Below are 13,976 nucleotides of genomic sequence, written 5' to 3'. Positions count from 1 at the left end.
CTCGCTTTACGCCTTTATAAAACTACTCTCTTCATCACTGACGATTAATATCCATTTTTTACAATTATAGATGAATTAAAGAAGAATGCAAGAGCGAATTGTTGAATTTTTCTAATTAATATCGCCCAAATAGATAGGAGCTTTATGAATATCCCCTTTTAACCATTGTTTTAGTGCTTGGGGATATACTCTAAACCTGTCAATTTCACTTAAAGGTAACCACTCAGTGCCAATTTGGTCATCATCAGGATTTGAAGGTTCAATCTGTGGCACATCTTTGTTCAGATGGCAATGAAACATATACTCATTTTGATGGACATCTTGATCCCATTCGGCATGCTCATGATTTTTACCAATGTACTCACGGATGAACGTTAAGTCTTCAATCATAATTTCACAACCAAGTTCCTCGAGGCATTCACGTCTTAGTGCTTCATGCATCGTTTCACCATGTTCCTGACCTCCGCCTGGAAACAGATAATAATAACCTTCATCATCCTTCTTCTTAATTAACAGTATGTTTTCATTTTCAATAATCAATGCTTTAATTGATGTTCGAATGGTTCTATTCATCGTTACCTCCAATTTATCTCTGAATCTCCTAAAATATGTATTACTCCAATTGCTAGTGATTTTCCAATTCATATGTTATAATTCATTGTTTAATTTATCAAGTAAGTTGAGGTCTTAATAATGGAACAAACACATGGTTATCGTCAAAAATACAAGCAGTTTTTAATTATTTTAATACCTATCCTCGTGACACAGCTAGGACTATTTGCAATGAACTTCTTTGATGTTATGATGTCTGGTCATGTAAGTGCAAGTGACCTTGCAGGTGTTGCAATCGGATCAAGCCTTTGGGTTCCGGTCTTCACAGGATTAAGTGGGATTTTGTTGGCGATAACACCAATTGTCGCTCAACTAATCGGGTCAAAGGAAAAGAAACAGGTACCTTTTATGGTTATGCAAGGAATCTATGTATCTGTGTTTGTCTCAATTCTAGTTGTCATTTTAGGTTTTATTTCATTAGATTTCTTATTAGGAAGAATGAGTTTAGACCCTGAAGTACATCGAATTGCTAAAGAATACTTAATTGCATTATCTTATGGGATTATCCCTTTATTTGTCTATTCAGTATTGCGTTCTTTTATTGATGGATTGGGTCATACGAGAGTATCGATGTTCATTACCCTTCTGTCCTTACCTATCAATGTTATTTTTAACTATTTACTGATTTTCGGTAAATTTGGTTTTCCACAATTAGGTGGTGTAGGTGCCGGTTACGCAACAGCCATTACCTACTGGTGTATCACTCTTATCTCTGTCTATATTATTGTAAAACAGGTACCCTTTACACAATACAAAGTTTTTGACAAGTTACAGTCTGTATCCTTTAAAGCATGGAAGGAAATTTTAAAAATTGGTGTTCCTATTGGATTCGCCATCTTTTTTGAAACGAGTATCTTTTCTGCAGTGACTTTGTTAATGAGTACTTTTGATACAGTGACAATTGCTTCTCACCAAGCAGCACTAAATTTTGCATCATTTCTATATATGATTCCATTAAGTATTTCAATGGCACTAACGATCGTCATTGGATTTGAAGTGGGAGCAAAACGTCTGAAGGATGCAAGAGAGTACAGTATATTAGGTGTTGGAGTTGCAGTAGGTCTATCGGCGGTTTTAGCAGCATTTATCTATCTCTTTAGAGATCAAGTTGCTGCAATTTACACGAAGGACCCAGCTGTATTAGCTTTAACCAAACAGTTCTTAATTTACGCGATTTTCTTTCAGCTGTCTGACGCAATTGCCGCTCCAATTCAAGGAGCACTTCGCGGTTATAAAGATGTAAATACAACCTTGGTTATGGCCCTTATCTCTTATTGGGTAATTGGTCTTCCAGTTGGAGTCGTATTAGCAACGTATACATCACTTGGGGCTTTCGGCTATTGGATTGGACTAATCGTAGGTTTAGCGGCAGGGGCAATTGGTTTATCGAGTCGATTAATGATTGTTCAAAAACAAGTGAGGTTGGAATTGAAAAAATCAGCCAGTTAAAAACTCAAATTTATTAGATTTTCGATTGACCTATTTAAATAAAACCTTGATTCGGACTTGTTTTGCTGGAGTCTCGCTAAACCTGTCCGAATTACCTTTGGATTCGGACTTGTTTTGTTAGAGTCTCGCTCAACCTGTCCGAATTACCTTTGGATTCGGACTCGTTTTGTTGGGGTCTCGCTCAACCTGTCCGAATTACCTTTGAATTCGTACTTGTTTTACTAGAGTCTCGCTCAACCTGTCCGAATAACCCTTGGATTCGGACTTGTTTTGTTAGTCTCTCGCTCAACCTGTCTGAATTACCTTTGGATTCAGACTTATTTTTCTCACGTCCCGCTAAACCTGACTGAATTAACCCGGGATTCGGACTCGTTTTGCTCACGTCCCTCTAAACCTGTCTGAATTACCTTTGGATTCGGACTTGTTTTACTGGAGTCTCGCTCAACCTGTCCAAATAACCTTTGGATTCGGACTTGTTTTACTGGAGTCTCGCTCAACCTGTCCGAATAACCCTTGGATTCGGACTTGTTTTACTGGAGTCTCGCTCAACCTGTCCGAATAACCTTTGAATTCGGACTTGTTTTACTGGAGTCTCGCTCAACCTGGCCGAATAACCTTTGAATTCGGACTTGTTTTACTGGAGTCTCGCTCAACCTGTCCGAATAACCCTTGGATTCGGACTTGTTTTGTTAGTCTCTCGCTCAACCTGTCTGAATAACCTTTGGATTCGGACTTGTTTTACTGGGGTCTCGCTCAACCTGGCCGAATAACCTTTGGATTCAGACCTGTTTTGCTCACGTCCCTCTCAACCTGTCTGAATTAACCTGGGATTCGGACTCGTTTTGTTCATGTCCCGCTCAACCTCTCCTAATAAGTCAAAAATTCGGACTCGCTTTCTCTTTCGCCCTCATTCCATCCAAAACAACATTCAACATTCTACCTTTATACCCAGCAAAGACTACCCTCCAACCAATTCCCACAAAAACTCAATCTCATCTTTATGAGTAAACTGAGCAGATGATGGAGTCTCTAACACCATCGGCAATTCCTTTACTGTCCTCGCTAAGATAAACTCTTTCATTTGCCCTACTGTAATACAACCATTATGGATGTTCGCATGACGGTCTCTCATCGATTTTGTCGGATACATCGAGTTATTCAAGTGAATTGCGTGGAGGTTTGTAAAGTAATCTAGCTCAAGTCCCTTAGACTCTAACTCACTCCAGTTATCCCCACTCCAAATTCCGCTTGCAAATGCATGACAAGTATCTAAACAAAATCCAATCTTTTCTGGAAAATCAGTAAGAGATCGAACCTGGACAAGCTCTTCTAACGTTGTACCCATTGGTCCACTTTTCCCAGCATTATTTTCAATCAAAATCTTACTCTTCCCCTCCCACTTAGAAAGAACCTTATTAAGAATATTGATCATCCACCGATACCCCTCTAAAGGGTCATTTTCATTTTTGGACACGCCAAAATGAACAACTACACCAATTGATCCACATGCATTTGCAATATCTAAATCATTAAAAATAGCAGCCACCATATCATCCGCTTTATGTTCAGGCACAGCTAAATTCGTTGCATATGGTGTATGTGCAATCGACTCTATTCCGTTTTCCTTGCAAAAGACAGCACATTGATTGGCATCCTTCTCATCAAATGCTTTGACGGATAAACTACGAGGGTTTTTAGGGAAATATTGAAAAGCTCTCGCCCCAATTCGAGAAGCTTCCTTTGCCGCTTGAAAATATCCATTCCGAATGCTGATATGACTTCCAAACTTCATTCTTATTCCTCCATTAATCTTCTAAACAATAGAGTGCACGAAAAACTATTCAATATGTATAATTCAACAAAAATGGAAAAAACTATCTCTGAGGTGACATTCTTGGAAGCACACACAAATAAGCAAAAATTAGAACAACAAAACGTGTCGATAAAACAACTTGAAAATGAACTTGGGGTCTACTTCACACGTATGAAAAGCAGTACCCAAGACATGAAAGAAGATTATAATATGGTGGATGATGAACCGATATAATAAAAAATAGCCTAGCATAAACGCTAGGCCTCTTCATGGTCATATAAAAAACCATACACTACTGAATCAATAATTGGTTCATATCCTATTTTCATATAAATGCTATTTGAAGTTGGATTGGCTAAATCTGTATACAAGCTACAAAACGAATACCCCTCATTCAGTAGCTGTTGGCTAACATATGCTACACATGTAGTTGCATACCCTTTTCGTTGGAACTCCTGCGGGGTGAACACTAGATTTACAACGATACCATTTTTCGTTGGTCTTGCTTTTTTAGCCATCGAAACTGGTCCATTATCATCCCAGATAAAAATAGAAGATTCCTCGATACCCCGCTCTGCAAGTTTTCTTGCTCCTTCTATGGATAGATGCTCAGGGGTCACCAATGAAAACTGATACGTCCAATCCACAATTAACTCCAAGTCATCCTTTGTTGCTAACCTAAGTTTCCCATTGCTTAGAGGAACATTATTTACCTTTTCAAGCTTGTAAATTCTTTGCTCCATTTTCACTTCAAGCCTACAACCTATCTGTTGTACCCATTCTCCTGAAAACTCGGCAGCTAACGCTTTAGGTCCTAAAACGCCTGGAAGGATTACTCCAATATCTTTTATAGATGTAACCGCCACCCCAATCGCTTCATTTACGTCTTCACCAACTCCATAAACAATTAGATTATGTGGAGGTGTCATAACCATTACTAAAACAGGAGTCTCATTCTTTTCTACACATGCTAAAAAAGCATCCTTATAATGAGAGTTAGGTTTAGTTAAAGTGTAGAGCAGCCCTAAAGCAAGATTGTTCACAACCTCTTCCTTTAAAAGAAAATCCTCTACCTTCTCTAAAAATTCGTTTGGACTTTCATATACTTTTAGGTTCATACTATTCTTCCTTCTTCCCCACACGTTGTATCAGAGACAATACGTTATTCAGTGAATCCGATTCTGTTACAGTCATCATGTTCTCTATATATTTATCTTTATTTAAGAGAAGGTTATTTACTTCTATCAAGAATCTCTCATCTGTCAGCTCTTCTTCCTGAAGCACCTCGCAAAATCCAGATTTATAAAAGGAGTCTGCATTTAAGATTTGATCTCCCCTACTTTGGGCTTTCGATAATGGAATAAGAAGCATAGGTTTTTTTAATGCCAAAAACTCAAAGATTGAATTCGAGCCTGCTCTAGAGATTACGATATCAGCCATTTGCATGAAATGTGGCAACTCACTCCCAACATATTCAAACTGTTTATACCCTTGTCTAGCTAAAGATGGGTATAGATTCCCCTTACCACATATATGTACTATCTGAAACTGTTTGACCAACATATCCAGATTATTATGTACGGCTTCGTTTATCCTTTTTGCCCCTAAACTTCCACCCATTATCAATAAAACTGGTTTTACACTGATAAAGTCACACAGTTTCAACCCCTCAGACTTCTTCCCTTTAAAAATTTCTTCACGAACAATTGGACCAATTGATATAGCTTTTTGTTCTGGAATATGGCTAATTGTTTCTGGAAAAGTGACACATACCTTAGTCGCAAATGGAATTGATATTTTATTTGCCAACCCGGGCGTAAGATCTGATTCATGAATGATAACGGGTAGTTTATTCAACCTCGCACCAATAACCACAGGGACCGACACAAAACCCCCCTTTGAAAATATAACATCAGGCTTAATGTTAGAAAGAATGCTCTTCGCCTGAAAAACACCTTTTAGCACTTTTAACGGGTCTTTAAAATTTTTCACATCAAAATACCTTCTTAACTTACCAGTAGATATTGGATAATACGTTACTGATTTAAGTGTTGAAATTAACTCCCGTTCAATTCCACTCTCAGACCCAATATAGCTAACATCCCAGCCAAGTTCGAGAAATTTTGGAATTAATGCAAGGTTAACTGTCACATGGCCAGCTGAGCCTCCACCCGTAAACACAATTCGTTTTTTCACTAACTCACCCACTTTTTTACTACTTATTTTTTATGGCAGTTATAATAAAGCGATGGCATGTGCTTTTGAAAGGACCATTTTCTGTAATTAATTGATGAACTTTATGTAATTGATCCTTATAGTTTTCAACTGAAAAATCAGGAATTTGCCAAGGGATCGCTTTTAGGTAATAAATGATTGCCCCCACATCTTGAAAACTCGTATATACCTTATCTTCATGTGCCATCTGTATGGATAAGCCAACTTCATCACATTCTTTTAGAGCATACTCCAAGTTCCAGTATCTATATTCACTTTCAGGTACATTAAACCATTCATTGAATTCCTTATCATTCTCCCCACCAACCTGTTGGGTAATGAAAACTCCGCCAGGTTTTAGAATTCGCATGATTTCTTTTGGAGAATAGGCTTCATGCCTATTTATAATTAAATCAAAGGTATCATTTTCGAATGGAAGGGAATTGTCATCAATCACCTGGAACACTTTAATCCCAAGTGGTTCTAGTCTATTTTTAGCAATTTGCACATTTGGTTCATACCCTTCAGTAGCACAAGTAAAGGAAGGTAAGTCACTAAGTGATGATAAATATTCTCCCCCACCGGTTCCCATATCTAGTAGAGAAGTTGAATTTTTGATTGCTTTTTGTATGAGGTCTGTATAATCCCAACTTATTGGAGAGTCTTGCATTCTTCCATTACTAGTAATATATGAAAAATCCCATCCTTCAAATGCCTTTTCTGACTCTTTAAGATAGTGTTCAAATGATTGGTTCATGTTCATGCTCCTTCTAACAATTAAATATCATAAATTATTCCAATCGTAACACAAAAAATCCCCATATAGGGGATTTTTTCCTTACATCGTAACCTCTTCTAATTCTTCTATTCTTTTCTCTACATAACGAATGTCTTTTCTTGCATGGAAGGTTTCAGCTTTTTCTACGATTGCCATTGTGTTGTACTCAGGAATTTTTGCGTATTTTTCATAAACCCCTTTAGGAATTAGAACATTTCCCTCAGGCCAATATACAGCGATGTTTCCTTCCTTCGTGTTATCTATTTTTGCTCGACCTTGTAAGGTTCCATTTTGATTATACACAACGATTGCATCACCATTCTTAATTGCTAACTTTCTAGCATCTTCAGAATTTAAGATAATATCATAACGATCTGCATTATTAAACGGATCCGTATTAGAATAGATCATCGAGTTGAATTGCTTTCCTCTTCTTGTCGTTACATTGAAATGACCTTCTGTTTTGCGTAACTCTGGTAATTCGATTGGAAGCAAATTCCCTTTGCCATCCGCTGTTGGGCAAACGCCACCCTCGCATAACCAAGCGCCACCCCATTGGAAAACATCTCCTCTATTTTTTAACTTTTGGATTCCATCATAGTTTCGATTTGCTACAGCAATCTCGTTTCTAATTTCTTGAGTATTTTTAAAATCAATGAGGTGTTGTTTCTCAGGATAACACCTTTTCGCTAAATCAACATAAATTTCCCATTCAGCTCTTGCTTCTTCAATTCTAGGTCCCTTAATTTCCGGACTAAAATAAACCATCCGTTCTGTACTAGTTGATGTTCCGCCACCAGATTGTTCATATCTTGTCATCGCTGGTAGGATGATAACTTCCTCCTTGGCGTCTAAAAGAGTAGACGTGTTTAAGATAATATCCTGGTGTACCCTTAACTCTACACTTTCAAGTGCTTCTTTTATAAAGTCAGGGTTAGGCATGGTTTCTACGAAGTTTCCTCCACTTGTAAAAAAGACTTTAATTTTACTAGGATGGTTTGGGTCCAATATCATGTTTTCAATCGTATTACCAATCGGATCACCTTGCCATCTTGGAACCCGAAAGCCCCAAATCTCTTCCATCCTCTTGCTATTTTCTTCATCAAAGTCACTTCCAGGCAGGACAAATGGATCTGCTCCCATTTCTCCCGCACCTTGTACACCACTATGACCTCTAATAGGCATAACACCACATTTCTCCCGGCCTATAAACCCTCTCAGCATGGCAAGATTCGCAACCTGAGAGATATTATCTGTTCCAAATCGGTGCTGTGTTAATCCCATACTCCAAATAAACACACCAGATTTAGAGTTTGCTAGAAGTTTCGCGAATTCTATGATTCTGTCTTTTGTTAGGCCTGATGATTTTTCAATTTCAGCCCACTTCTGTTTTCGAATATGATATTTTAAGTCCATAAATCCCTTCGTATGCTTATTGACGAAGGCATGATCGATAGCAGAACCTCTTGTTTCCTCTTCCATGTCAAACCAATGCTTCATGACTCCATTCATAAAGGCAATATCTCCACCAATATTGACCTGATATGTGTCATCAACGAGTTTCGTCCCAAACAATGCACTTTCTGGAATTGAAGGAATCCAATACTTCTCCATTGACGGCTCTGCATATGGGTTAATCATAATGATTTTCGTACCCGCTTTTTTGGCTGCATACATATATTTTGTTGATACTGGCTGATTATTCGCTGCTACAGATCCCCAAAAAACTAAAACATCAGTACCGATCCAATCTTTGTAATTACAGCTTGAAGCACCAATGCCAAGTGAACGTTTTAACGCCGTTTTACTAGGTGAATGACAAATACGTGAGGCATTATCAATGTGATTCGTTCCTAGAAATCTAGCTACCTTTGCCGCAGCATAATAGGACTCATTTGTGATTCCACGTGAAGTTAAGTAGAAAGCAAGTTGTTTAGGATCAACACTTCGAATTTTTTGAGAAATTCGGTTTAATGCTTCATCCCAAGATATTCTTGTAAACTTATTCTCCCCTTTTTTTCTAGACAAAGGATAAGGAATTCTCCCTAGTTTCCTAAGCTCTGTACTTGAAAGTTTCTTTAATTCTTCTAATCTAGTAAACCATTTTGGATCAATACTAGACATCGTATTTAATCGTAAGACATTTAATCTTGTTGTACAGATATGAGGACCAAGCAAGGTTTGATCCTGCAGCCCTGAAACTCCAAGAGCACAACCGTCACATACACCTTGCGTTAAAATACGGTATGCATATGGAAGGTTGTCTTTATTTTCAATCGCTACTTTAACTGTATCTTTAATATGGTGTGGTTTTACCTTACCAACTCCCATAGGTGCTAAACTGGCCCATAATGATGGCTTAATTGACTTATCCAGCTTAACTGGTCCTGTATGTTTCGTATCTCCCATGATATAACCCCCTACATGGTAAAAATATATGTACATTTTGTTACAATTAATACTAACATGAAAGCGGTTACACCAACAATGGAAAAGTCAATTCTTATTTGCTTTTGTCCATAAAAAATAGATGAGCAAAATGATTAATAAGAATAGAACATAAAATACTAATCCATAAATTAAATCATGAATCGAAGAGAATAATCGGTCACCAACAAAAGCATACAGTACCATTCCGGGCAACTTCCCTATTACCGTTGCAATTGTATATGTAGCAAGGTTTATTTTAATAAGTCCGGAATAAACATTGACTACAGGTGGTGGGACAATCGGAATTAGTCTTGTAAAAAGGATGGCTATAAAGGCGTTTCGTGTAATTAATTCATTAAACCTGGAAATCCCCTTAAAACGCTTTAAATAATTTGTAAAGTAATCAGAAAATCCATATCTTGCTAAAAGATAAATAATAACGGATGCTGCAACTGTACCAAACCAGTTAATAGAAGCACCAATAACAAGACCGTACTTACTTCCCATCAGCCCTGAAAATACACTAAATGGAATTACTGGAATTACACCAAAAAGGGTGGACAATAAAAACATAAGCGGAAGTAATGATGAATCGCTTTCTGTAATCCAATTTAAGATTTCCTTATGATTGGTATATACAAAGTATAGTAAACCTAAGTAAATCACAATAAATGATAGTGTTTTTTTCAAGTCCACACCCCCTGCTTCCTATTCATCAATAATAATTTTAGTCAGTAATGGTAGATGATCAGATGCTACTGGATCCATTGTTACTACTTTCGACTCTACTACAGTAATATCACCCTGTATGAATATATAATCCAGCTTTTTACGAGGTTTATTGGCAGGGTATGTATAGCCACTTTCTGTCTCAGATGAATCTTTCAAAATTTTACCTATATACGAATGATTTCTACTTACTGGACTCATGTTAAAGTCACCCATTAAAATCACATTGCTTTTCCTTTGGACGATAGTTTCAATGTCCATGATCTGTTTTCTTTGTAAAAAGGGATTAATACTTAGATGGGTTACAAATGCGGAAATTACTTTCCCCGAAATTTCAAAATTCACTTCTAATAGCCCTCTTGGTTCAGCTAAATATGAATGTGAGTAAAGTAAATGATTTTCATGGCTTCTCATTTTAATTCGAGATAATAACACATTTCCATACTCACCTGTCGTTTTATCAGACTTTTTTCTAGTAATTACTGGACCAAAAACAAATTCCATTTCCAGTTGTTCTGCTAAAATGGCTGCTTGATTAAGAAATTGACTACGTTTCCCAAATGAAACATCTACCTCGTTTAAACCAATAATGTCTGCCTTACTCCTTTTAATAATGTTCGCAATACGGCCTAGATTTACTCGTTTATCTAACCCTTTACCATGATGAATATTAAAAGAAAGTATCTTTAGTTCCATGTCCCACTCTTCCTTTTACTGATTTTTTCCTTTTCCTAAATAAATCGAAATCATTGTTGTCATACTAAGGATAGAATAAATGATTGCTAAGATTGGTGGAGTTTAGAGAATGTTGAGAGTTTCTATTATTACTTCAGTTATTTTAATCGCACTTATTTTGTTCATAGGTACAAATATTAATGCCTCCGTCACAATTGAAGACACATCAAAAATAAAGGAATACACACAAACTGATAACCAAAAACCAATCGTCCTATTAATTGTTGATTCTCTTATGTCAGAGCCCTTAGAACAGCTAATATCTGAAGGCAAGGCACCTGCGTTAACATTTCTGAAAGAAAATGGACAATACTATCCCGAGTTAGTTAGCTCATATCCTACTATGTCAGTGACAATCGACAGTTCTTTACTCACAGGTACATATGCTGATATTCATAAACTGCCAGGTCTCGTTTGGTTCAGTACTGATAAGCAGCAGCTTTATAATTATGGTAGCGGTAGTAAGGAAGTGTTAAAATCAGGTCTGAGCAACACATTGTTTAATAGTCTTTATACACTTAATAATGAACATTTAAGTAAGGGTGTAAAAACAATTTTTGAAGAGTTTGAAGCTGAAGGAAGGTCATCTGCAGCGATCAATGCCCTCATTTATCGAGGTGATACAGAGCATACCTTAACCTTCCCAGAGGTTGCATCACTGATTAACATTTTGCCTAAGGAAATAAAAACGATGGGTCCTCCACTTCTTTCTTATGGAAAGATTAATCAATTTGACCCAGAATATACGAAGCTGAGTTCTTGGAAGAATGTTGGTTTTAATGATAAGTTCTCCACAAATGAATATAAATTTTTAAAAAATCAAGGTACACTTCCTAACTTCACTATGATCTACTACCCAGATTTAGATAAAATCATCCATGAAAAGGGGCCAAATGATGTAAACGGGATTGAAAATGTTGATAAGGAGCTCCAATCTCTTTTGAATATGTATCCTTCATGGAATGATGCAATTGAAAACAGTACTTGGATCATTATAGGTGATAGCGCACAATCTGGCATAAACAAAGAGAAAAATGCACTTATTGATTTGCGAAATGTATTTAATGACTATCGAATTGCACAGTTAGGTAAACCAATTACGAGTGAAGATCAAGTCGTGCTGGCTATTAATGAGCGCATGGCATATATTTACGCAAACAATACAGACATCACACTACAAGAATTAGCAGATCAACTGAAGGAAGACAGGAGAATTGATTTTTTTGCTTATATTGATAAGGAGTTAATAAGGGTCCACAATGTTGACACAAATAAAAGTCTAACTTTTACTTCCAGAGGACACTTAGTGGATGAGTACGGTCAAACCTGGAGTGTTGCTGGAGATTTATCTATACTAGATTTAAAGGTCCAAAATGGCAAAATTGAGTATGGAAATTACCCAGATGCACTGGCTCGTTTATATGGTGCTCTCTATTCACACCAAGGAAGATTCATTGTTACAGATGCAAAACCTGGCTATGAGTTTATTGGAGAAGGTTCCCCAACTCACCTTGGTGGTGCAGGTCATGGTTCTTTACATAAGGTTGACTCTGTTTCCCCAATGATTATTACTGGTACTGATATAACTCCTGAAACAAATCGAATTGTGGATTTAAAAGACTTTATCCTTACATTAACAAAAAAACAGTAACGATTTTATAGAGTCGTTACTGTTGACAATTTTTAATGAAAATAAGTGATTATAGATAGTGATCGCCAAATGATCACTAATAAAATGACACTAATCGTGCTAGCAATCGAAAACTTGATAAATCGTTTCGTTGTCGTTTTTAATACAGTATAAACTGTCGTGAGAACTACAAATGAAAATAGAATGATGGATATATCCATATATACATTCATTAGAATATCCTCCTTTTTTAGGCCTCTAAAGAATAGATATATTATACGGAACAGATAAAGGCTTGTATAGGAGTTTAGAAAATGTTACATTTTTCGCAACTTTTTACCTACTCAGAGAAGTTTTCTAACTAGGAATGATCCAACCGTTCTACTATTTCAATATGTATATCAATTAAACGTAATTTCTCTTCATCAGATATAGCACCTTGTCCAATTCGTTTCGTTGCCCATAAAAATTTAGTATGAGGAGATTTCCTAACACGTGGATGTGCATTTTCATCTTTTAAATCACGTTCAATTGCTTCAATCAATGTCTCCTCCTCATCACCTTCAACCGTCTTAAGTTCACGGTTAACCCACAAAGAGCGATAAGCAGCTAACAGTTTTTTATAATCCAAACAGATTACCCCCATGATCTTAATTACTATTTCCCATTACAATATAGCAGTTCTTAGCAAAAAGGGGAACGCCTTTTTATTGCGTTCCCCTTCATTTTAAGGTGCTTTTTTCAACATTTTCTCTTCCTGGTTTAAGCCTTCTTCTGTTTCATCTTCTAATGGAAGTGGATGTTCTTTCGATAGGAACCAACCACCTAGCGCTATTCCGACCAACACGATCCAGAAGGAAATTTTCCAGGCTGGCAGTTTTGGAAAGCCCTTATATAAAATCCCTAGTGCTGGATGTGCTAGTGTATACACAGCTAATTTGACACCGACCCAACCAACAATTAGAAAGGCTGCAGTTTCAAGACCTGGTTTACGCTTAAGCAATTTAACAAAGTACGTAGCTGCAAACCTCATAATAATTAATCCAATTACCCCACCTGCAAGAATGACTAGAAATTGACCTCCGTCCATTCCTCCAATTGGTGGAAGGTTAGTAGTAGGAAGTGTTACGGCTAAAGCAACAGCTGCTAAGATTGAATCAACTGCGAAAGCTATATCAGCCAGTTCGACTTTTAAGACTGTCACCCAAAAGCCTGAACCCTTGGCTCCCTTTACATCTGTATGTTCACCTTTTCTTAGGACAAACTTCTTAACTAAATGGTTTGTTGCAATGAAAATTAGGTACAGTGCACCTAATGCTTGTACTTGCCATACATCTACTAAGAACGAGATAGCAAATAATGAAGCAAACCGGAATACGAAAGCACCTGCTAATCCATAAAATAGAGCTTTCTTCCGCTGATCTTCGGGTAAGTGCTTAACCATTATTGCCATTACTAAGGCATTGTCTGCGGCGAGTATACCTTCCAGTGCTATTAGGACAAGAAGAACCCAGCCGTATTCTAAAATAAGACCGTAATCCATAGTGAATTGTCCCTCCTTAGAACTGTCCTTAGTATTAGCTAAT

General features: G+C 37.1%; 15 protein-coding genes and 1 other annotated feature (1 of these 16 running past the window's edge). Of the genes, 3 read left to right on the top strand and 12 right to left on the bottom strand.

Annotation, left to right across the window (positions count from 1 at the left end; translation table 11 throughout):
• Positions 1-47, bottom strand: a binding site (T-box leader); it reaches 154 nt to the left of the window's first position.
• 64 nt (positions 48-111) lie between these two features.
• Positions 112-573 (bottom strand): NUDIX domain-containing protein, encoded by a 462-nt coding sequence (locus J2Z26_RS10835; protein WP_193539136.1) that lies wholly within the window; start codon positions 571-573, stop codon positions 112-114.
• 120 nt (positions 574-693) lie between these two features.
• Between J2Z26_RS10835 and J2Z26_RS10830 the strand changes: the two genes are divergently transcribed.
• On the top strand, positions 694-2,061 hold the full coding sequence (locus tag J2Z26_RS10830) for an MATE family efflux transporter (RefSeq protein ID WP_193539138.1): 1,368 nt from the start codon (positions 694-696) through the stop codon (positions 2,059-2,061).
• Between the two features lie 181 nt (positions 2,062-2,242).
• Here J2Z26_RS10830 and J2Z26_RS10825 read toward each other — a convergent pair whose 3' ends face one another.
• Both J2Z26_RS10825 and J2Z26_RS10820 read right to left on the bottom strand, forming a co-directional pair.
• The gene (locus J2Z26_RS10825; protein WP_193539140.1) at positions 2,243-2,443 is read right to left on the bottom strand and encodes a hypothetical protein; all 201 of its coding nucleotides are present in this window, start codon (positions 2,441-2,443) and stop codon (positions 2,243-2,245) included.
• A 576-nt stretch (positions 2,444-3,019) separates the two neighbouring features.
• The gene (locus J2Z26_RS10820) at positions 3,020-3,853 is read right to left on the bottom strand and encodes a deoxyribonuclease IV (protein WP_193539142.1); all 834 of its coding nucleotides are present in this window, start codon (positions 3,851-3,853) and stop codon (positions 3,020-3,022) included.
• 102 nt (positions 3,854-3,955) lie between these two features.
• Here J2Z26_RS10820 and J2Z26_RS10815 point away from each other — a divergent pair, with 102 nt between their 5' ends.
• Positions 3,956-4,108 (top strand): hypothetical protein, encoded by a 153-nt coding sequence (locus J2Z26_RS10815; RefSeq protein ID WP_209794340.1) that lies wholly within the window; start codon positions 3,956-3,958, stop codon positions 4,106-4,108.
• 23 nt (positions 4,109-4,131) lie between these two features.
• Here the strand turns inward: J2Z26_RS10815 and J2Z26_RS10810 are convergent, their stop codons facing one another.
• The 6 genes from J2Z26_RS10810 to J2Z26_RS10785 all read right to left on the bottom strand — a co-directional run bounded on the left by J2Z26_RS10810 (position 4,132) and on the right by J2Z26_RS10785 (position 10,721).
• Entirely contained in the window at positions 4,132-4,992 is an 861-nt protein-coding gene (locus J2Z26_RS10810) for a GNAT family N-acetyltransferase (protein WP_193539146.1), read from the bottom strand.
• 1 nt (position 4,993) lies between these two features.
• On the bottom strand, positions 4,994-6,070 hold the full coding sequence (locus J2Z26_RS10805; protein WP_193539148.1) for an undecaprenyldiphospho-muramoylpentapeptide beta-N-acetylglucosaminyltransferase: 1,077 nt from the start codon (positions 6,068-6,070) through the stop codon (positions 4,994-4,996).
• A gap of 19 nt (positions 6,071-6,089) precedes the next feature.
• A complete protein-coding gene (locus J2Z26_RS10800) occupies positions 6,090-6,845 on the bottom strand; it encodes a class I SAM-dependent methyltransferase (RefSeq protein WP_319638094.1) in 756 nt (251 codons plus the stop codon).
• Between the two features lie 81 nt (positions 6,846-6,926).
• Positions 6,927-9,275 (bottom strand): FdhF/YdeP family oxidoreductase, encoded by a 2,349-nt coding sequence (locus tag J2Z26_RS10795; RefSeq protein WP_193539153.1) that lies wholly within the window; start codon positions 9,273-9,275, stop codon positions 6,927-6,929.
• Between the two features lie 87 nt (positions 9,276-9,362).
• Positions 9,363-9,986, bottom strand: a complete 624-nt coding sequence (locus J2Z26_RS10790; protein WP_193539155.1) for a TVP38/TMEM64 family protein — start codon at positions 9,984-9,986, stop codon at positions 9,363-9,365.
• An 18-nt stretch (positions 9,987-10,004) separates the two neighbouring features.
• Positions 10,005-10,721, bottom strand: coding sequence for an endonuclease/exonuclease/phosphatase family protein (locus J2Z26_RS10785; RefSeq protein WP_193539157.1), 717 nt, complete (start codon positions 10,719-10,721; stop codon positions 10,005-10,007).
• Between the two features lie 109 nt (positions 10,722-10,830).
• Here J2Z26_RS10785 and J2Z26_RS10780 point away from each other — a divergent pair, with 109 nt between their 5' ends.
• Positions 10,831-12,411, top strand: coding sequence for an alkaline phosphatase family protein (locus J2Z26_RS10780; RefSeq protein ID WP_193539159.1), 1,581 nt, complete (start codon positions 10,831-10,833; stop codon positions 12,409-12,411).
• 32 nt (positions 12,412-12,443) lie between these two features.
• Here J2Z26_RS10780 and J2Z26_RS10775 read toward each other — a convergent pair whose 3' ends face one another.
• The 3 genes from J2Z26_RS10775 to J2Z26_RS10765 form a co-directional block, all read right to left on the bottom strand.
• On the bottom strand, positions 12,444-12,623 hold the full coding sequence (locus J2Z26_RS10775; RefSeq protein WP_193539161.1) for a hypothetical protein: 180 nt from the start codon (positions 12,621-12,623) through the stop codon (positions 12,444-12,446).
• Positions 12,624-12,751: 128 nt separating this feature from the next.
• A complete protein-coding gene (locus tag J2Z26_RS10770) occupies positions 12,752-13,021 on the bottom strand; it encodes a hypothetical protein (RefSeq protein ID WP_227413832.1) in 270 nt (89 codons plus the stop codon).
• Positions 13,022-13,117: 96 nt separating this feature from the next.
• Positions 13,118-13,933: a TerC family protein gene (locus tag J2Z26_RS10765; protein WP_193539165.1), complete on the bottom strand. Its 816-nt coding sequence runs from the start codon at positions 13,931-13,933 to the stop codon at positions 13,118-13,120.
• Positions 13,934-13,976 lie beyond the last annotated feature (43 nt).

Origin of the sequence: Cytobacillus luteolus (assembly GCF_017873715.1) — a bacterium.
Lineage (GTDB): Bacteria > Bacillota > Bacilli > Bacillales > Bacillaceae_L > Bacillus_BV > Bacillus_BV luteola.
The sequence above is the reverse complement of the archived record's forward strand: the minus strand, read 5'-3'. Positions and strand labels throughout refer to the sequence as shown.

What these genes read in the sequence shown, in the direction of transcription:
- J2Z26_RS10795 (WP_193539153.1), bottom strand. Translation starts at nt 9,275, where the DNA reads ATGGGAGATACGAAACATACAGGACCAGTTAAGCTGGATAAGTCAATT.
- J2Z26_RS10830 (WP_193539138.1), top strand. Translation starts at nt 694, where the DNA reads ATGGAACAAACACATGGTTATCGTCAAAAATACAAGCAGTTTTTAATT.
- J2Z26_RS10810 (WP_193539146.1), bottom strand. Translation starts at nt 4,992, where the DNA reads ATGAACCTAAAAGTATATGAAAGTCCAAACGAATTTTTAGAGAAGGTA.
- J2Z26_RS10780 (WP_193539159.1), top strand. Translation starts at nt 10,831, where the DNA reads ATGTTGAGAGTTTCTATTATTACTTCAGTTATTTTAATCGCACTTATT.
- J2Z26_RS10765 (WP_193539165.1), bottom strand. Translation starts at nt 13,933, where the DNA reads ATGGATTACGGTCTTATTTTAGAATACGGCTGGGTTCTTCTTGTCCTA.
- J2Z26_RS10835 (WP_193539136.1), bottom strand. Translation starts at nt 573, where the DNA reads ATGAATAGAACCATTCGAACATCAATTAAAGCATTGATTATTGAAAAT.
- J2Z26_RS10800 (WP_319638094.1), bottom strand. Translation starts at nt 6,845, where the DNA reads ATGAACCAATCATTTGAACACTATCTTAAAGAGTCAGAAAAGGCATTT.
- J2Z26_RS10775 (WP_193539161.1), bottom strand. Translation starts at nt 12,623, where the DNA reads ATGAATGTATATATGGATATATCCATCATTCTATTTTCATTTGTAGTT.
- J2Z26_RS10820 (WP_193539142.1), bottom strand. Translation starts at nt 3,853, where the DNA reads ATGAAGTTTGGAAGTCATATCAGCATTCGGAATGGATATTTTCAAGCG.
- J2Z26_RS10785 (WP_193539157.1), bottom strand. Translation starts at nt 10,721, where the DNA reads ATGGAACTAAAGATACTTTCTTTTAATATTCATCATGGTAAAGGGTTA.